This window comes from Ferroplasma sp., from assembly GCF_031200575.1.
Taxonomy (GTDB): domain Archaea; phylum Thermoplasmatota; class Thermoplasmata; order Thermoplasmatales; family Thermoplasmataceae; genus Ferroplasma.
In genome coordinates this window covers 602,454-620,629 of record NZ_CP133597.1, presented here as the reverse complement: position 1 = coordinate 620,629, position 18,176 = coordinate 602,454, and the positions used below count along the sequence as shown (strand labels likewise).

Here is an 18,176-nt window from a genome sequence, read left to right as displayed (position 1 = left end):
TTAAAGATATTTTTAAATCCTGTATTTAATGAAGAAATATTGATCAATCTACTTCCTGCATAAAATATCCAGGGCAAACATATAGTATATAAAAGCCAGGTATGGAGATCTATATGGATTAAAATACTCATGTACACTGAAATCCTCAGGATTCCCCATGGACATATAGTATATTAGGTCAGATGTTTGAAGATACCTCCATATTTTCATTTTACCAGGATTTTTGCAGGACTTCAATCTGTTGAAGGCATCATTCTGCATTGAATTTCCCAGCCATGCAGACAAATCCCTACCTGTATCTGCCCATGAGATGGTTTTTTCAATGCTTACATCTCCCATGGGCCTGTGGTATTTTGAAATATCCCTGATATTCATGGTTTTCAGCCCATATTCTTCCATGTATCCCGGAAGATATTTAACAAATTCAAATATCCCACTCTCCTTTTTCTGATGCTCGCCAAAGGTTTCATAGTCCATAAAAAGATTCATAATTTCTCCAGGGCTTTCAGCAACCCATTTTATGAATTTATCTGCAGTAAGTGGGTATCCAGGCCACCTGTCATTAGAAAATCTGAAGGATATATTGTCACTCATGGGGTAATTCCTTAAGTATAGATTTATTCCTGATGGAGTAAGATACCGGTAATTGGGATTATGATTTTTTATGATGTCATCTGTTCCCTCGGCAATTATGTTTTTAAAGCCCATATTTCTGGCAATTTTAGCTATTCTGTTATTATATATGAGCTCGGTATTCCTGAAGGATTCAGGAATATAGTTAAATGTGCCCTTTATAAGCTTCATCTGGTCATTTACCTGTAACGCAAATTCATCCTCGTTCCATATTGATGAAAGTGAGTGAAAGTATGTTTCCCCCATTAATTCGCACAGGCCAGACTTCACATAATCATCAATTACATCAATGGTTTTCGGGCTATATTTCAGTGCCTGTTCTATGAATGTGCCGGATAATGAAAATGTGGAATGTATGCCATTTTCCATGAAGGTCCTTGTTGCAGGTATATAGGCATTATCAGATATACGTTTGAACAGTTCCATGTCTTTCTCTTCCCAGAAAATATCCCTTGAATCTAGTTTATCCTGCATTCTTAATGGCCTGAGCCTGAATGGTTGGTGCAATTCAAAATAAAAAATTATATCTTCCATACTGATCTGTAAACCTCCAGTGTTTTCATGGCGGATTTTTCCCAGGTAAATGACATGCCTTCGTACTTACCGTAAAGTGAAAGTGTTTCCATAAGGCTTTTATGATTCAGTACGGAAACTACGTATGATGACATTACATCTGTATCCCAGAAATCCACTTTCAATGCATTGTTCAGGGCTTCCCCGACACCCGTTGTTCTGCTCATGACTACAGGTGTCCCGGATACCATGGATTCCAGGACAGTTATCCCGAAGGGTTCTGAAACAGATGGTATAACGAATACTGAGGATTTTTTATAGTACTCAATAGCCTTCTGGAATTCCACAAACCCAGGAAAATAAAATTTATCCTGAATGCCATGGTCATAGGCATATGCCTTCATCTCATCAAGCATGTCCCCTGTTCCGGCCATTATAAACCTTATGTTGTTTTCATATTCAAGTGCCTTTTTGCCCATCTCCATGAAAAATTTTGGGCCTTTCTGGCTTGTTATCCTTCCAAAGTACAGCACCTGCCTTTCCCTTTTGAATTTCAGGCCTGATGTGTATGCTGATGCCTTTACCCCATTGTATACTGTTGTTATCTTATCAGGGTTTATGTGATAATTATGTGCCACAATATCCCTTGTAAGATTTGATACTGTAATTACTGCATCGGCCTCACTGGCCCCTTCAGCCTCGATCCTCATTATTGATTCCTGCGGGTTGAAATACGCTGACCTATCAAACTCCGTGCTGTGGAATGTTACCACCAGTGGAATCTTGTATCTTTTTTTAATTTCTATTCCTGCCCTGAAGGTTATCCAGTCATGGCAGTGCACAAGTGCAACCCCCTCAGGCTGGAAGTTTTCTACGACACGTTCATTATAGTCATTGACCGCCTCAATAAAGTTTGTTACATGTGAATAAACACTGCCGGCTATTCCTGATTTAATTTTGACTGTTCTGACATTGAATGGATACTCTGGAAATGAATATCCCATATAAGGTATATATATGTCAACAGGAATAATTTTCCCAACTATGGAAAACACGTTGTATGTATGTATTCCCAGCCCACCCGAGAATGCCGGAGGAAGCTCCCATCCTATCACTGCAACTTTCAACTTTTATCACCCCCAGTAATTTTTGGCCGTCTGGAAATTTTTAGATCTTCATAATAGGATCTAATTAGTTCGCCATAGCTCCATGCCTGCATCATGCATCCCCTTGGTATCCCGGGATTCAACCCATCGAAAATTTCTGGCACGTTCTTCATGGAAAAAAGTGGAGAAAAGTATCTTAAAAGCTCACCTGGGTCATGGCCGTTATTAACCATAGCAGATATATAGGGTCCGGCTAACCATGGCCATACAGTACCGTTATGGTAGGCGCTATCACGCTCATACTGGTCCCCCGAATAAATCCCTTTAAATTTAGGGTCCTCTGGAGAAAGTGTTCTGATCCCGTACGGGGTTGCAAGTTCATTCACCGCTTTTTCGAGGAAATCTGGCCTGTCCATCAATTTATATGGCAGCGAATATGCGAACAGAAAGTTTGGGCGGAATGATACATCGACGGGGTCTATGACGTCCGCAATTTGCCCGTTTACTGTGAATCTTTTGATGAATTCATTCCGGAATGAGGATAAAACGTCCTCAACTCGATCCCCAACTTTGCTGCCGGTTATTCTGGAAAAATATGAATATGAGTTCAACGCGTTGTACCAAAGTGCATTTATTTCCACAGGTTTTCCCAGTCTCGGCGTGAATGAAACATCGCCAGTTTTTCCATCCATCCATGTCATCTGCGCCGATTTGATGTGGATAAACCTTCCATCCAGATAGAAATCATCATTTCCATTGAAATATGCATCTACAATGCTTTTAACCCTACCGTACATCTGTGAAATAAAGCTTTTATCATGGGAATAGTGATAATATTTATGCAGGGCATATATGTACCACAGGGACGCATCGGCCGATCTGTAAAATTCACTGGAATAGGCATTGTTTGGTACAATCCCATTAACCATCCGGCCAGCATAGTTGCTGAATATGCTTCTCGCAAATTCATAATTTCCAGGTATTATTACAAGTCCTGGCATTGAGATGAATGTGTCCCTTGTCCATGGCCCAAACCAGTGGTAACCTGCAATTAAATCATCCTTCAGCCGGAACTTTGAGGAAGAAAATCTGAGAGCGTTGATATCTGGATTTTTCTCTTTGCTGGATCCAAGTTTATTGATAATACCCACGATTTCATCAAAATTATGGGTTTGTGCATCTTCCATGGTGATTTTTATATCCAGGGGATTTTTAACCGGATTTATTATGATTTTGCCGGGATTGTAAAGATCCTCCGTGCTGTTTGTTCCCCTTTCTTTCTCTACAGGATATATAAAATTATAATACCAGTATCCCTCATTTATAAAAGATCCTACCCTGGAAATATGCAGGGTGAAACTGGAATCACTGAAATTATAGAAATTTTCTGACTCAGAGAATCTGAATTCCCTTTCCCCCGCCCTTACAACATCATGGAAATTTCTGAATGCCAGTAATGGGTATAATGTAACTTTTTCCGGTATTTTTTTAAAAAATTCATACCTGATTACTACCATATCTGATTCAGGATCCATCACCAGGGATTTTTTTATGCGGTTTCCATCCACAGTATAATTTATTACTGGAAACGGGAATATGGAAAAATCGTCAATATATTTGCATCCTGTGGGGTACACAGTGTCTGGATAGTAATTTGTATCAAGGCTGAACTGTTTCACAGAAAATTCCAGTTCTTCAAATAGCTTTGAGAGTATAACATACCGTTGATAGTCAGCCGGGTTTGATACAACTAATATCCCGTGGTAAGTCCTCGTGCCAGCAAATGATATGGTGGAAGAAGAGTAAGACCCCCGGGAATTGGCAAGCAGCCATTCCTGGTTATAATCCATGAAATGATAACCTTAATTTACTAATAAACATTGCGAGAATTTCACAGCCTGAAAAGGATGAAGTCAAAAATAAGGTATAAAATATCAATTAGGAAAGGTTTTAAACCACATGTATTATAAGGTAGCATGGTTAGATACCTTCCACTGGGAAACGGCAGAATGTTATTAACATTTGATGAGGATTACCATATAACAGATTTTTATTATTCAAAATATGCATCTGAAAATCATTCAGGAGGCCATCCCTTTATGTATGGCCTTTCTATTGACGGAAATTTTTTGTGGGTCGATAGAAACCATTTAAAATTTATGGATTATTTTGATCATACAATGGTGGGCACTGTTTTTTATCCCATGGCTGGAATAGATTTTGAAAGCCTGGATATGGTAGATATGTACACTAATGTTTATTTGAGGCACATAAATATTACAAACACCTCAAATGCCAGGAAGAATATCAAATTATTTTTCCACCAGAATTTTTACATTTATGGAAATGACATAGGCGATACTGCCGCGTTTTATCCAGATCTTGGCGGTGTTGTGCATTACAAGGAGAACAGGTATTTTCTTGCATCAACACTTGATGATGATAATAAAGGAATGGATCAGTATGCCACCGGCATAAAGGATACTGGAACGCTCAAGGGAACCTGGAAGGATGCAGAGGATAATGAACTTTCCATGAACCCTGTATCTATAGGTTCAGTGGATTCTGTTTTGAGGCATTCCGTCGATATTGACCCGGGAAAGAAATTCTCAGTTTATTATTATATTGTAGCCGGGGAGGGATATAAAGAAATACAGAAAATCAAAAACAACATAAATTTGGATTATCTGAGAAAACTGGAACGAAGAACAACCAACTACTGGGAGCTATGGTCATCAAAGATTTCCCCGAATCTTGACCCAGATACAAACGCCCTCTTCAGGAGGTCACTTTTCATTATTAAAAGCCATTCCAATGTGCTTGGGTCAATAGCCGCCTCCTCTGACAGCGATATACTGAAAATGAGCCATGATGGTTATTATTACATGTGGCCCAGGGATGCAGCAGTGGCCGCATATGCACTTAGTATTGCAGGACATTCCCAGACAGCACGGCAATTTTTTGGGCTTTCCACATCCCTGATTACCGAACAGGGATTTATGCAGCATAAATATAATATGGATGGGCATCTGGCCAGCAGCTGGCTTCCGCATATTATCAATGGCATGGAAATATACCCCATCCAGGAGGATGAAACGGCATTACTTGTATGGGTACTCTGGGAATATTTCCGAAGGTATAATGACATCGGCTTCACAGCTCCCTTCTATGAAGGCCTTGTTATAAAGGCAGCCGAATTCATGACATCTTTTGTAAATGAGGACGGGCTTCCCAGGGAGTCATTTGACCTCTGGGAGGAAAGATACGGGATACATGCATACACTGTATCAACCACCTTTGCTGCCCTCAAAGCAGCCTCAAATTTCGCCAGCGTATTTGGTGATCAGGATCTGTCAAAAAAATACGCTGCAGCAGCAACCAGAATGTATGAGGCATTCGAGCAAAAGTTTTATTCTGAAGAATACGGGAGATATGCCAGGGCAATAATTGACGGCAAACCTGATTTTACGGTGGACAGTGCCCTGTCATCCATAGTTATCTTCGGAATGAAGGAGCCACAGGATTCAAGGGTTGTTAGCACCATGGAGGCAATCATGGAGAAACTCTGGGTCAATGGTGTCGGCGGAATAGCAAGATATGAGAATGATAATTATATGCGGATTAAGGAGGACAGCAATGTGCCGGGAAATCCATGGATTATCACAACACTGTGGATGGCCAGGTATTTCATGAAAACCGGGGACCTGGAAAGGGGATGGTCACTGATAGAATGGGTAAAATCGCACAGGCAGAAATCAGGGATTTTCTCAGAACAGATAAATCCTTATACAGGCCAGCCCCACTCAGTGTCACCTCTGGTCTGGAGCCATGCAGAGATGGTAATAACACTGATGGAATATTCTTCGTATTCACATAACCAGAATCCATAAATACTTATAATAAGGCCTGCGACGCAATAAAAATTGCATTAAAATAAAATTACATGGGGGCCTTCACGGAATTTACGATCCTGCAGGGGAGGCCAATGCAATGATCTGTTTACATAGAAACCCCGGTAAGCGTTGCATTAGCACGAAGAGAAACTCATTTTTTAAATATTGGGTTGAAATTACATATTATGGTTTTGAACATAATTCCTGATGAGGTTTCAGATATGGTTGCCAGGGATGAGTGTGTCATCATTGATGTCAGGGAACCGTTCGAATACGAAACAGGGCATATAGAAGGGTCAATTCTTGCACCTATGTACGATATTTTTAATGATATTTCCCTTGTAAAGAAGTATGAGGGCAAAAAAATAGTTCTTGTATGCAGTTCGGGCCACAGAAGCTATTATACCGGGAAATTCCTGGAGGAGAATGGAATAGAAAATGTATATAATCTTTACAATGGATTATATGGCTGGGAGATAGAGGAAAAACCACTGGTATAACAGGGTTATACCATCTTTCAGCAATGCTGATGGGACTACATCAGCTTTTTGCTGGATGGCAAACCATGCCTTTTATCAACGGGCTATAATAATATAATACGTGCCTACATTATAAGTTTTTGCTTTTATTTACACGGTTTCTGTTCACTGTTCTGTTTTTAGCAGTAAGCCTAAAGCCCAGTAAGATACCGCATGGATAATTCACTGTTCACCTCCAATGTTTATAGAAATGTCCCTGCCCTTCCTGTTGCTGTAGGATATAAGGATGAAAACCAGAACTATGGCAATAGCAATGTAAAGAAATTCGAACCTAACAGATATAAAATAGCGGAGGAAAACAAAGAAAATAAATCCAATTATAAGACCCGGGACTATGGAGAATGATCCTGCTGTATTGTCGCTGCTTTTGCTATCTTTTACATAAAGCCAGAAAATAGACCCTATCACTGAAATGGCAAACCCGGCTGATAGTTGCAGTGATAGCGGAAGGCTCAACCTGTAAAGCGGAAGGTATGTCTGATAACCATGCTCCAGAAGTGAGATAATAGACCTGTATTCAAGCACCCATATATAGTTGTAGCTGGAAAGATAGGAAACCGTACTTATTCCGGTATTTGCGGCCCTCATATATGCCAAAGTTGCCATCTGCATCAGCAGCATTCCGGTTGCGGCAAAATAATAGGAAAGCACATGCCAGAATGTTGTAGAAAATAAACCCTGTATTACAAAAAATACTATTATGAGGGTGATAACAGTGAGGATCAGCTTATATGATACCGGCATGTCAGGGAGGTAGAAAAAATATTTGGAAATCGTGGCAGTATATGCATAGAGTGTTTTAAGGTAAAGAAGAAGAACTGATAGTATCAGCAATAAAAAAAACACAACACCGTATACTTTTAGAAGTTTTATCAGTACAAATGCAGCAGTAAAAATCAAAACAAAATACACAATTGTCTGGGTGTAGATTAAGTCCCCCATTGCAAATATCATAATAAAGTCAGGAACGAAGATTATTGCTGCTGCCACCATAACTGATAATCTATCCATTTTAAGATGCACCCTTATTCATGCTTCTGCCGTAGTTGTATTCTAGAAGTATTCTCTGCATCATGTTGCCCCGGCTGACATATGTACACCTTACGCCCCTGTTTCTGATCCTGCCTGCTGTTCTTGCCAGGCTGTTGAGTTCCCTGAACCTGGCATCATGTATTAGAAGGCCATCAAATTCTCCATTAGGGGAGTAGTCATAATATGATTCGTGGTTTACAATAAAGATCGTAAGGTTTCTCCGGTAACCTAAGCTTTCTGCGGCACTTGGTGAGGCTGTTATCAGGAATAATAGGGCATTCTTTTTCTGCTTTTTTTCAAGATATTTCAGGGCACTCACAGGATTGAAATTTCCTGATGGGATAAGGTTAGAGACTTCTTTTTCAAGGTTTTCTATGCTTTTGCCACCCTTATCAGGAGGTATGTAAATATTTATTGAGTCTGAATATAGCAGGAAACCAACATTGTCCCTGTTTTTAATCATGAAGTATGATGAATTGATAATGTCAAGCACTGCCCTGTCATATATTCTGTCACTGGACCCATAATTCATGGATGTGCTGTAGTCCACAATAAAAATTGTGGTAATTTCCCGCTCCTCCTCCATCTGTTTTACGAGAAGATTGTTATTTATCTCATCGTATCTTGACCAGACAATATATCTGGGGTCATCGTCGAATGTGTACGGCCTCACCCCATAGAGGTTATATCCCTGACCCACTTTATGTGAATAATGATTTCCAAATGTGTATAAAAAACTGCTCAGCATTTCGCTCCTGCTGGATTTTATATCTGACATGGATGGCGAAATATGGATTTCAGACCTGCTAAGGAAGTTCTTTTGAATGGATGCAATATGGAATAGATCAGATACGGTTATTCTTATATCCCCGAACTGGTATTTCCCTATATACCGGGGCACTATCCAGTATTCTATATTTTTGTATCCATTTGCAGGAATCTTTATATTTCCACCTGTATTGCCCGAGATTTCCAGTATATCTATGCCCTCATCAAAAAAATGCACTGTTACAGGATATTTATTTTCATTCGTAAAATGCAGGGTTATCTTAAATTTCCTATTCTTTCTGAATTTTACAGTGTCTGACTCCCTTTTCACATATATTCTGGAAACTGCCCTTGATCCATATATATTGAAATATATAACCTCAAAGGCAACGGTAAAAAAAAGTAAAATAGTCAGTATAATGTAATATTTATAGCCAAGTAGCAATGATTCTATAATCCCGTAGGAAAGTAGTGCAAGTATTGCATAGCCAGACCTTCTTATCATTGCGGTGCCTCTACCGAGTTTATTATTGAATTTATGGCATTGTATACAATTTTTTTATAGTCAGAGTCTGAGTCCATTAGAGCCTCGGGGCGGAGTATCAAACGGTGGTTGAGTAATTCTTTTGCCATGAAAATTATGTCCTCAGGTATTACATAGTTCCTTCCACTCAGAAGGGCATTTGCCCTGGCTGCTTGAAGGTATTTCACTGCTGTACGGGTGCTTGCGCCAACGAATACCATGTCCGATTCTCTGGTTTTCCTTATGACATTTATAATGTATTCAATTATATCTTCATTGACATATACATTTTCAACCATTTTCCTGAAATTCATAATTGTTTCCGCATCCAGTTTACTATAGGCCTGAATACTATTTTTGTATGCAGATTCCAGTATTCTCACCTCATCATCCCGATCAGGGTAATCTAGGTAATACCTGAACAGAAAACGATCCATCAGTGCCTCTGCAAGCGGGAATGTCCCCTCCTGCTCTATGGGATTCTGTGTAGCTATTACAAGGAAGGGCGATGGCAGCCTGGTGGTTATACCATAAACAGAAACCTGCTTTTCCTCCATGGCCTCCAGCAGGGCAGACTGAACCTTTGGCGGTGTCCTGTTTATTTCATCGGCCAGGACTATGTTTGAAAAAACAGGCCCTTCCCTGAATTCCATTTTCCGGGTTTCTGGGTTAAAAACCATATTTCCGGTTACATCTGAGGGAAGCATATCAGGTGTGAACTGGATCCTCTTAAATTGCAGTCCCAGGTGCTTTGAAAACTCTGATGCCAGCATTGTTTTGGCCAGGCCAGGGACACCCTCCATCAGAATATGATTATTTGTGAAAAGTGAGATCAGCATGAACCGAACTATTCTTCTGGAACCTATGACCTTTTCATCTATTGATGTTTCCATATCCATTGCTATATCCCTTACTGTTTTTGTTTCTTCTTCCATTCCTCATACACCTCCTCGTTGATTATGGACATCCTCAGATTTCTCATGCTTTCAAGATCTTGCAGTAAACCCATAAGACATTCGTCCTTCAATCTAATTGCACGCTTTCTCATGATATTGCTGGATGACGAAGCTATCTGAGAATTATACTTATTGTATTTTTTAACCATGGTGCGGTATTCCCTCATTAATGTGGATATTTTATTAATATCACTATCTATCATAGAGATATAGCTGGAAAAATCCCCGGATTTTATTAATTCAAGCTTCTTAAGGAAATCAGTTTCAGGTATTTTCAGGTCTATTTTATGGATAACCTCCTCATCATCATATTTCCGGAATTTACGTGAATGCACTGTAACAAGGATAGTTAGCACTACCAGAATCATTACCGGATAAAGGAACTTAACCCCGGTGCTATAATCTGTAACCATGTGTAATAAGTCAATTCCCACCGGAATCACCGTTATAGAATAATTTCATCAAATCCATATAATTGTAGATATCCTTTACAGGGTCTATTATTTCCTTTTCCTCCAGTTTTTCCCAGTTATAGTTTCCGAATCTTGCGATTTCATAATAATTGAAGTAGAAAAGCGCTATCTTCTTCATGGCAAGAAATTTTGTATGCTGCCGATCATTTGTCTTCACGTCATTATCCCTGCTCCCTTCTTTTTCAGGATATTTGGAGTCTGCAATTACTGCCTTTATTGCAGGATTATCTGTCAGTGACTCCTCAGTTTTCGGTTTAACCCCGAAATTCGCCATTTCCGCCAGTATGAACTCCCGGTTTGACCCATATGTTTGTGACCCAAAATATCTCGCATAGTCATTTTTCAGGTTTACATACCCATATAGCACAGCTTCCCTTCTTTCATTATTGCCTATTTTTTTGCGCATCTCCTTTATTACAGGTATATCGTCAACAGTTTTAATCTTTAAAACGGTTTTTTCCTGTGGCGCCTCTTCTATAATTTTGTTTGAACTTTTCTTAAATAGCAATTAAATCACTCCGAACCATAAGTCCCGATTCCAGTTACCGTATAGGCCAGAACATAAAGCTGCATTACCCCTGATTCACCTGCATCCGTATTATTAATATTAAATTCAACTGTAATTGACCCTGATGATGCGACAAATGGAGCCTTCAGGTTAAATTCGTAGTTTTTCATCGAACCATAAACAGTTGTCACATTAGAGCCCTGGATAACTTTGGCATATGAGGTGTTGCCATTGAAGTCTATATTTTTCAGCTCCATTCCTGATATCAGGCTATTATTAGTGGCAATGCCGGTATAGTTCAAATAAAGTGTTTTTCCACTGTTATAATTTTCAGTTCCACTCAGGGTAAAATTATTGTTGTTTATGGTTAGGTTAATGCCGTAATAAGGGGTACCCGGGGCTAAATAGATATATTTTGTATCAATAATTCTTCCTGAGATATTTATATTTAAGGTGTTAGACCCTGCGTAAGCCCTGTGGGCGCCATTGCTGTATTGAATCCCTGACAGTGTATAAGAATATGAAAACCCTGTATTATCGGTAATGTTTACGGATATTATATAGGCCTTCACGGTTTCTCTTGAATAACCACTATGGGTAACATTCAGGGTAAATGATTTTCCAACAAAGTATGGATTTGTGTAGGAAAATCTATACATACCTGAAGGAATTGAATAGTTATAATAGGTTCCTGATGAATTTGAGGTAATGTTTGTATGCTGCAGGGAAAAAACGCCACCATAAGCATTCAGTGTTGAGCTATTGACAGCCGCACTTCCATTTAATAAATAATCGCTGCTTAACTCTACAGTTTCATTATATGTTTGCCTTTTTACCATATGGAAATTTATGACCCCTGACCCACCTGCCGTATTGTATCTAATGGCACTGGAATTATAGTAAAGGGTATATGCTGCTATGGTGTAATTCCCTGAATAGCCAAGCGTTATATTATCCTCACCACTACTATTGGTAAACCCTGAATACTGGTAAACAGCAGCATTCTGCTCGATTAATGCCACAAATTGCTTGGAGGCCAAGCCCTTACCAAGATTAAGTGTTATATTCGTTTTATATTTTGAATTTATGCTATTATTACCGGTACTGGACGGAATGCTTTTATTGCTCAAATAAGGTACTGTATTCGAAATATTAACGCTGTTAGAGGCTATAGAGCCCAGGCTACCGATATTATAAACACCAGTACCAATACTGGGGGCCGGTGTGATAGCCTGATTTTCTGTAGTATTTTTATTCAGATAGAGAGATGTGGTGTAGTTGCTGAAACCTGGAGAAGAATAAGTTATTGAGTAACTTCCACCGGGCAGGACTGTGCTGAATGTGCCGTTCTTACTATAATTCAGCTCTCTGGACATCGTAGAATTTTTTATTATAAGAGTTCCATGAACTGGAAGCCCGTTGTAAAGATTTGATATATTCCCACTCAGGGTATAATTCCTGTTTGAAAAGGGTACAGGATGGGTTCCATGAGATGTTGTATTATTTCCCTGATTTCCCTGCCCATTTATAAGGCGATCCACTGGGTGATATTCTGGATATGCTATATTAGCACCTGCAAATACCATAATTATCATAATTGCACTAATTCCCATTGCCAGCAAAACCCTATGATTCAATGATAGAATTAATACTACATATACTTATAAATGTTTCGTATGAACTTATATATTACCTGGAAAAATATTTTTCACCTTTTTGCATAAAAATTACCTCATCTTTAACCGGGTTCTATGAATTATTATATACAATCATATAATTACAGGTTAATGAAATTTTTAGCCTATTTCGGTCATCTCAATATTGACGTAAATATAGGTGTAAGTTCTCTACCAAAACCTGGAGAGGCCAGGGGCGTTACAGGATTGAAAGAGCAATTTGCAGGCACAGCAGGCAACTTTGCCTATGTGGCCCATTCGCTTGGCCTTGAATTCGATCTGTACTCTTCAGTGGGTGGATCCACACATTTCCAATACATCGAAAAATTTAAGGAACTTGGCATCAGTACTGACCACGTGGACATAGTACCAGATGCAATGGGTCCTGTATGCTATATCCCCTCAGATGGGAGAGAGCAGATAGCTTATATGTTCCAGGGACCAATGAATGACTGGAAACCATCCTCGAATTTTCAATATGGAAATTATAAGCATATCAACATAGGTACCGGTCCTGTTAAAGAGTATATGAAAATAATAGAGAGGGAAAAATCAGCAGATATTATATTTGATCCTGGTCAGGAAATCTGGTATACATATTCGGCTGAAACAGCAAGATATATGGTTGAGCACAGCCGCATGCTGATCATGAACCGGAAGGAATTTGAACATCTCAAAGAAATGACTGGTATGGATGAATACGATATCAATAGAACTGTAGATGATGTAATTGTTACGGAGGGTTCAGAGGGTGCTGTACTGATCCAGAATGGCAAGAGTCTGAGAATACCTGCATACAGGCCTGAAACCATTAATGACACAATTGGGGCTGGGGATTCCTTTAGAGCGGGACTTTATGCTGCCCTGTACAGGGGAATAGAACTGGAAAAGGCCATAAAGTTTGGGAATATTACAGCAGCCAAGGCCATAGAAAATCCGATCAGCCAGTTTCATCTTCCTTACGGCGCAATTTATGATATTCTCTCAGCTGTTAAAGTGTAAAATCCACTCTTGCCATCTCTGAAAATACCTGAAAATCATGTCCGGTTACATCAAATGGCAGGAATCTATCTGTTGTGGTTATGTAACCCATGCCTGTTATTGTATCTAAGTCTTCGGGGTTTGAATATACCGCAATTCCCCGCTTAGTTTTTTCATTTATCCCGCATTTTTTTATTGCCACATTTATCTGGTTTGTACCTGCAATGTACATCAGCAGAACTGTCCCAGGAAACCTTATCTTTTCATTATATGATATATACCTTTCAGTTTTTCTTATAGCTTCTATTATTTGAACCTCAGAAATAATAGTGCTGGCATCGATCAGTTGAAAAAGTCCATGATTATTCTTAAAGAAATCAAAAAAATGTTCATCAAATTTATTTAAGGAAAAATAGGAAATTTTATGCAACATTTGTGCCCCTTCTCTGAACGGGCTTTTTGATATCGCTAGCGGGGTTTACCAGATCCTTTATTTTTTGAAGGAACTTATCTTTTTCAGGACCGGTAATAAGAGCGTTTTCAAGAACGTCTTCTATTCTTGTAGCCGGAATAATCTGGATCTTGTCCTTGTGTGCCTCGTCCAGTATTATATCGTTGAAATTGGATGCAGGAACTATGACCTTTGAAAGACCTGTGTCAATTGCAGCCTCAACCTTTGCGGTAACTCCGCCTACGGGCAGGACATCACCACGAACGCTGAGTGAACCTGTCATTGCAACTGTCTGATCAACGGGAATGGATTCAAGGGATGATATAACGGCTGTAGCTATGGAGACGCTTGCCGAATCCCCCTCTACACCTTCGTATGTTCCTATAAACTGTATATGAATATCCACGTCTGCAACATTTTTGCCACTGATCTTTTTGATGACAGCAGAAACATTCTGCACTGCTTCCTTGGCTATTTCACCAAGTTTGCCTGTTGCGTATACCATACCGTTATGCGGATGCTGTGCCTGTGTTATCTCAGCGACTATGGGCATAACAACCCCGGTGAAATCTGACATGTCAGAGGAACCCATAACAGCCAGCCCGTTAACTTTTCCTATTGCACTTCCGCTTCCGGTGAACATTTTATACAGTTTCTTGACCTCTATGGCCCTGTCTGCTATTTGCTGTTCAACTGGCTTGCTCAGTGACCTTGCCTGGTTTACATCATCTGCTGTAACTATAACCTGCTTGTTTGTTACTGCTATATCCCCAGCAACCCTGACAAGTCCACCAAGTTCCCTGAGCCTCAATGTTAATCTACCCTTCCTGCCAGCACGTTTCTGTGCCTCTTTCAGTATCTCAGTGATTGCACCGGAATCAAATGGAGGTATTTTTTTATCCTTGGCTATTTCCTGGGCTATAAACTGGACAACCTTCTTTCTGTTGTCATCACTATCCTCCATGGTGTCATTCATGTAGACTTCATAACCGTATCCCCTTATCCTTGATCTTAGAGCCGGATGCATGTTTCTTATTGCATCAAGATTTCCAGCTGCCACAAGCACGAAATCACATGGAACAGGCTCCGTCTGTACCATTGCACCTGCGCTCCTCTCGCTCTGTCCTGATATTGCGAAACGTTTTTCCTGCATGGCACTTAATAAAGCCTGCTGATCCTCTGGCCTCAGAAGATTGATTTCATCAATGAACAGAACACCCTTGTCAGCCTTTTGCATATTTCCAGCTTCTACCCTTTCATGGGCAGGTGTTTCCAGCCCACCAGACTGGAATGGGTCATGCCTAACATCCCCTAAAAGGGCACCTGAATGTGCACCTGTAGAATCTATAAAGGGTGGTTTATCATTGGGATTATGCCCTACAAGCAACTTTGGAACCATGGCCCTTTCCATACGGGCTGCTGGATTCATTGCCATGATTATATAAAGGAATGCTGCGCCTATAATGGCAAGGAATAAAATCTCTATTGCGGTTCCCTGTAAACCACTTATCCATAGATATATTGCAAGTATTGCACCCAGTAAAATTATGGACAAAACGATAAACAACAGGCTTTTGGATCTATCCTTCTTTTCACGTTCAGCCTTTATCTGATACTGCCTTAATATTTCCTTGCCTTTGCCTGCAGGGAAGGTCTTGATTTTTGGTTTATTTGAATCTTCTGGATTCGGGAAACATAGTATATCTTCGAGATCCTCTTTAGGTAAGAAATCAACCATAGATTGGGCAAGCATGGACTTACCAGTACCAGGTTCGCCAATTAACAGCACGTGTCTTTTCTGCATTGCTGCCTTTTTTATAACCTCACCGGCATGCTCCTGCCCGATGACCTGGTTAAAAAGAAGTTTGGGAACCTCAATCTCCTTGGTGCTTTTTATGCCTAAATTAGACACCCATTCTTCAACATCATCATCTTTAGCGTCCACGTTATCATTATCTAATCCTAATAATTAAGCTTTCCTATACCCATTTAACTAGTTAATGTTTATAATAGGACGCATTTCAATGGCTCTGTGTAATTCTCTATTATTTTCATGTGTTAACATGCGACCAATCAATAAATATATATTTTCTGTAACGTTATCAACACATGGAAGATATAGAAATAGTCGATTCGAAAATTACAAAGATATTTGATTCCCGGGGAAATCCCACAATTGAGGCAACAATTTTTTTGAATTATGCATCTGGAACGGCCTCTGCCCCGGCAGGTGCCAGTACCGGAAAAACAGAGGTTAAGGCGTATCCTGAGAACGACATTGATAAAAGTGTGGATTTTTACAACAAACATATAAAAAATTCCCTGAATGGTTTTAATGCTATAAATCAGGAAGGATTTGACACGCTGCTACATGAACTTGATGGAACAGATGATTTCTCAGCTATGGGTGGAAACCTTGCCACAGCACTTTCCATGGCAAATGCCAAGGCAGTGGCCAACTATCTGGAGATACCATTATACAGGTATGTTGGTGGCCTGAATCCTGCAATACCACGCCCCATGGGCAATATAATAGGAGGTGGAAAACACTCAAAGAATGGTACCACCATTCAGGAATTTCTGGTATCCTCGCAGGGAAAGACATTCTATGATTCTGTTTTTTACAACATAATGGTCCATAGACGGGTAGGGGAAAAATTATCTGAAAAGCTCAAGGGGCAGAGCGTGGGCCTGGGAGATGAAAAGGCATGGACTGCAGATGTTTCAGATGAGGAAGCAATAGAAATAATGAAGGCGGCAGCTGGAGAGATATCCTCTGAAAATAAGGTTAAAATATATCTCGGAGTTGATTTCGCAGCTGATTCATTCCATGAAAATGGTAAGTACCATTACAAAAAGTCTATAAAAACAAGGGATGAACAGATTGATTATGCGATCTCATTGAACAGGGACCACGGCTTTTATTACATAGAGGACCCACTGTATGATAGCGATTTTGAAGGTTTTGCAGAGATAACTAAAAGTATAGGTAAGAACGCCCTGATAGTAGGCGATGACCTGTATACCACCAACGCATCAAGGATCCAGAAGGGCATAGAAATGAAATCCACTAACGCAGTGCTGATCAAGGTAAACCAGATAGGCACCCTTTCAGACACAGTTACATCAGTAAAACTGGCTACAAAGAATGCCATGGACACCGTGGTTTCACATAGAAGTGGAGAGACTACAGATGATTTCATTGCGTCTCTGGCAGTAGCGTTCAATTCCAGATTCATAAAAACTGGAACAATAGGGGGAGAAAGGCTGGCGAAACTTAATGAAGTCATAAGGCTTGAAGAAGATCTGGTATAAAAATGCTGAATATAATGGGTTTAGGACTAAGGGGGATTAAAAGCCTAACAGTTGAGGAGTTAGAAATTCTCCAGAAATCTGATATAGTTTATTTTGAAACCTATACATCTGTTTCTCCGGAAGCTACATTCGACTCTTTAAAGATTGTATGCAAAGGCACACTGGCTGAGGCAAACAGAGAATTTATTGAAACCGGCACAGAAATATTAAGAGAGGCCAAAAATAAAAATGTAACTCTCCTGGTTACCGGAGATGCACTTTCAGCTACAACACATAATGAAATCAGGCTCGAAGCAGAAAAACTTGGAATTAAAGTTAATGTATTTGAAAATGCCTCAATTATCACAGCCTTCACCTCTAAGACAGGATTGTTTAACTACAGATTCGGCAACATAGTTTCCATGCCATTTGTATATGAAAATTTCTTTCCTGTAAGTGTCTACGATAAAATCTATTTAAATTATTCAAATAATATGCACACACTGCTTCTGCTGGACCTGGCAAATGGAAAGACCATGCCCGTGTATCAGGCCCTGCTGACACTGGAAGGAATGGAAGAAAAGAGAAAAAGGGGAATGATAAGCGATAATACTAAAGTAATTGTGGGGATAGGCATAGCATCTGAAAATGAAAAAATAATAAATTCCTGCATAGGCAACATTATCAAAACCAAACCTGAGGGATCACCTGCATCAATAATCATACCCGCCAGTTTGAATGACAAGGAAATGGAATTCCTTAATGTTTTCTCCAGCGTGGAATTATAAAAATATATATCATAAAAAACATATAGTATTCTTATATTAATA

General features: G+C 39.7%; 16 protein-coding genes. 5 read left to right on the top strand and 11 right to left on the bottom strand.

The window, feature by feature from the left end:
• Positions 1–48: 48 nt before the first annotated feature.
• The 3 genes from RE471_RS03475 to RE471_RS03465 are packed head-to-tail and all read right to left on the bottom strand — an operon-like array spanning position 49 to position 4,102.
• Positions 49–1,167, bottom strand: coding sequence for a glycoside hydrolase family 57 protein (locus RE471_RS03475; RefSeq protein WP_309215396.1), 1,119 nt, complete (start codon positions 1,165–1,167; stop codon positions 49–51).
• Positions 1,155–2,273 carry a glycosyltransferase family 4 protein gene (locus tag RE471_RS03470; RefSeq protein WP_309215395.1) on the bottom strand — a complete coding sequence of 373 codons (1,119 nt, stop codon included), beginning with the start codon at positions 2,271–2,273 and terminating at the stop codon, positions 1,155–1,157. Before RE471_RS03470 ends, RE471_RS03475 begins: the two co-directional genes overlap by 13 nt.
• A complete protein-coding gene (locus tag RE471_RS03465) occupies positions 2,270–4,102 on the bottom strand; it encodes an amylo-alpha-1,6-glucosidase (RefSeq protein WP_309215393.1) in 1,833 nt (610 codons plus the stop codon). Before RE471_RS03465 ends, RE471_RS03470 begins: the two co-directional genes overlap by 4 nt.
• 126 nt (positions 4,103–4,228) lie before the next feature.
• Here RE471_RS03465 and RE471_RS03460 point away from each other — a divergent pair, with 126 nt between their 5' ends.
• Both RE471_RS03460 and RE471_RS03455 read left to right on the top strand, forming a co-directional pair.
• The gene (locus tag RE471_RS03460) at positions 4,229–6,142 is read left to right on the top strand and encodes a glycoside hydrolase family 15 protein (RefSeq protein WP_309215392.1); all 1,914 of its coding nucleotides are present in this window, start codon (positions 4,229–4,231) and stop codon (positions 6,140–6,142) included.
• A gap of 188 nt (positions 6,143–6,330) precedes the next feature.
• Entirely contained in the window at positions 6,331–6,645 is a 315-nt protein-coding gene (locus tag RE471_RS03455) for a rhodanese-like domain-containing protein (protein ID WP_309215391.1), read from the top strand.
• Between the two features lie 201 nt (positions 6,646–6,846).
• On the opposite strand, the gene RE471_RS03450 is transcribed toward RE471_RS03455, so the two are convergent.
• The 6 genes from RE471_RS03450 to RE471_RS03425 are packed head-to-tail and all read right to left on the bottom strand — an operon-like array spanning position 6,847 to position 12,539.
• A complete protein-coding gene (locus tag RE471_RS03450; protein ID WP_309215390.1) occupies positions 6,847–7,695 on the bottom strand; it encodes a hypothetical protein in 849 nt (282 codons plus the stop codon).
• A gap of 1 nt (position 7,696) precedes the next feature.
• Entirely contained in the window at positions 7,697–8,989 is a 1,293-nt protein-coding gene (locus RE471_RS03445) for a DUF58 domain-containing protein (protein WP_309215389.1), read from the bottom strand.
• Complete coding sequence (locus RE471_RS03440) at positions 8,986–9,942, bottom strand: MoxR family ATPase (RefSeq protein ID WP_309215388.1); 957 nt, start codon at positions 9,940–9,942, stop codon at positions 8,986–8,988. Before RE471_RS03440 ends, RE471_RS03445 begins: the two co-directional genes overlap by 4 nt.
• A complete protein-coding gene (locus tag RE471_RS03435) occupies positions 9,918–10,397 on the bottom strand; it encodes a hypothetical protein (RefSeq protein WP_309215387.1) in 480 nt (159 codons plus the stop codon). The genes RE471_RS03440 and RE471_RS03435 overlap by 25 nt, the downstream gene beginning before the upstream one ends.
• The gene (locus RE471_RS03430; RefSeq protein WP_309215386.1) at positions 10,387–10,944 is read right to left on the bottom strand and encodes a hypothetical protein; all 558 of its coding nucleotides are present in this window, start codon (positions 10,942–10,944) and stop codon (positions 10,387–10,389) included. Before RE471_RS03430 ends, RE471_RS03435 begins: the two co-directional genes overlap by 11 nt.
• 5 nt (positions 10,945–10,949) lie before the next feature.
• Positions 10,950–12,539, bottom strand: coding sequence for a hypothetical protein (locus tag RE471_RS03425; protein ID WP_309215385.1), 1,590 nt, complete (start codon positions 12,537–12,539; stop codon positions 10,950–10,952).
• A gap of 192 nt (positions 12,540–12,731) precedes the next feature.
• Here RE471_RS03425 and RE471_RS03420 point away from each other — a divergent pair, with 192 nt between their 5' ends.
• Positions 12,732–13,622, top strand: a complete 891-nt coding sequence (locus RE471_RS03420) for a carbohydrate kinase family protein (protein ID WP_309215384.1) — start codon at positions 12,732–12,734, stop codon at positions 13,620–13,622.
• On the opposite strand, the gene cgi121 is transcribed toward RE471_RS03420, so the two are convergent.
• Both cgi121 and lonB read right to left on the bottom strand, forming a co-directional pair.
• Positions 13,612–14,034 carry a KEOPS complex subunit Cgi121 gene (gene cgi121, locus RE471_RS03415; protein WP_309215383.1) on the bottom strand — a complete coding sequence of 141 codons (423 nt, stop codon included), beginning with the start codon at positions 14,032–14,034 and terminating at the stop codon, positions 13,612–13,614. The genes RE471_RS03420 and cgi121 overlap by 11 nt on opposite strands.
• Positions 14,024–15,997 (bottom strand): ATP-dependent protease LonB, encoded by a 1,974-nt coding sequence (gene lonB, locus RE471_RS03410; RefSeq protein ID WP_309215382.1) that lies wholly within the window; start codon positions 15,995–15,997, stop codon positions 14,024–14,026. Before lonB ends, cgi121 begins: the two co-directional genes overlap by 11 nt.
• 164 nt (positions 15,998–16,161) lie before the next feature.
• Here lonB and RE471_RS03405 point away from each other — a divergent pair, with 164 nt between their 5' ends.
• Positions 16,162–17,367 carry an enolase gene (locus RE471_RS03405; protein ID WP_309215381.1) on the top strand — a complete coding sequence of 402 codons (1,206 nt, stop codon included), beginning with the start codon at positions 16,162–16,164 and terminating at the stop codon, positions 17,365–17,367.
• A 2-nt stretch (positions 17,368–17,369) separates the two neighbouring features.
• Positions 17,370–18,134: a diphthine synthase gene (gene dph5, locus RE471_RS03400; protein WP_309215380.1), complete on the top strand. Its 765-nt coding sequence runs from the start codon at positions 17,370–17,372 to the stop codon at positions 18,132–18,134.
• Positions 18,135–18,176: the final 42 nt, after the last annotated feature.

What these genes read in the sequence shown, in the direction of transcription:
- RE471_RS03445 (WP_309215389.1), bottom strand. Translation starts at nt 8,989, where the DNA reads ATGATAAGAAGGTCTGGCTATGCAATACTTGCACTACTTTCCTACGGG.
- RE471_RS03465 (WP_309215393.1), bottom strand. Translation starts at nt 4,102, where the DNA reads ATGGATTATAACCAGGAATGGCTGCTTGCCAATTCCCGGGGGTCTTAC.
- RE471_RS03455 (WP_309215391.1), top strand. Translation starts at nt 6,331, where the DNA reads ATGGTTTTGAACATAATTCCTGATGAGGTTTCAGATATGGTTGCCAGG.
- RE471_RS03425 (WP_309215385.1), bottom strand. Translation starts at nt 12,539, where the DNA reads ATGATAATTATGGTATTTGCAGGTGCTAATATAGCATATCCAGAATAT.
- RE471_RS03420 (WP_309215384.1), top strand. Translation starts at nt 12,732, where the DNA reads ATGAAATTTTTAGCCTATTTCGGTCATCTCAATATTGACGTAAATATA.
- cgi121 (WP_309215383.1), bottom strand. Translation starts at nt 14,034, where the DNA reads ATGTTGCATAAAATTTCCTATTTTTCCTTAAATAAATTTGATGAACAT.
- RE471_RS03475 (WP_309215396.1), bottom strand. Translation starts at nt 1,167, where the DNA reads ATGGAAGATATAATTTTTTATTTTGAATTGCACCAACCATTCAGGCTC.
- dph5 (WP_309215380.1), top strand. Translation starts at nt 17,370, where the DNA reads ATGCTGAATATAATGGGTTTAGGACTAAGGGGGATTAAAAGCCTAACA.
- RE471_RS03440 (WP_309215388.1), bottom strand. Translation starts at nt 9,942, where the DNA reads ATGGAAGAAGAAACAAAAACAGTAAGGGATATAGCAATGGATATGGAA.
- RE471_RS03405 (WP_309215381.1), top strand. Translation starts at nt 16,162, where the DNA reads ATGGAAGATATAGAAATAGTCGATTCGAAAATTACAAAGATATTTGAT.
- RE471_RS03450 (WP_309215390.1), bottom strand. Translation starts at nt 7,695, where the DNA reads ATGGATAGATTATCAGTTATGGTGGCAGCAGCAATAATCTTCGTTCCT.
- RE471_RS03460 (WP_309215392.1), top strand. Translation starts at nt 4,229, where the DNA reads ATGGTTAGATACCTTCCACTGGGAAACGGCAGAATGTTATTAACATTT.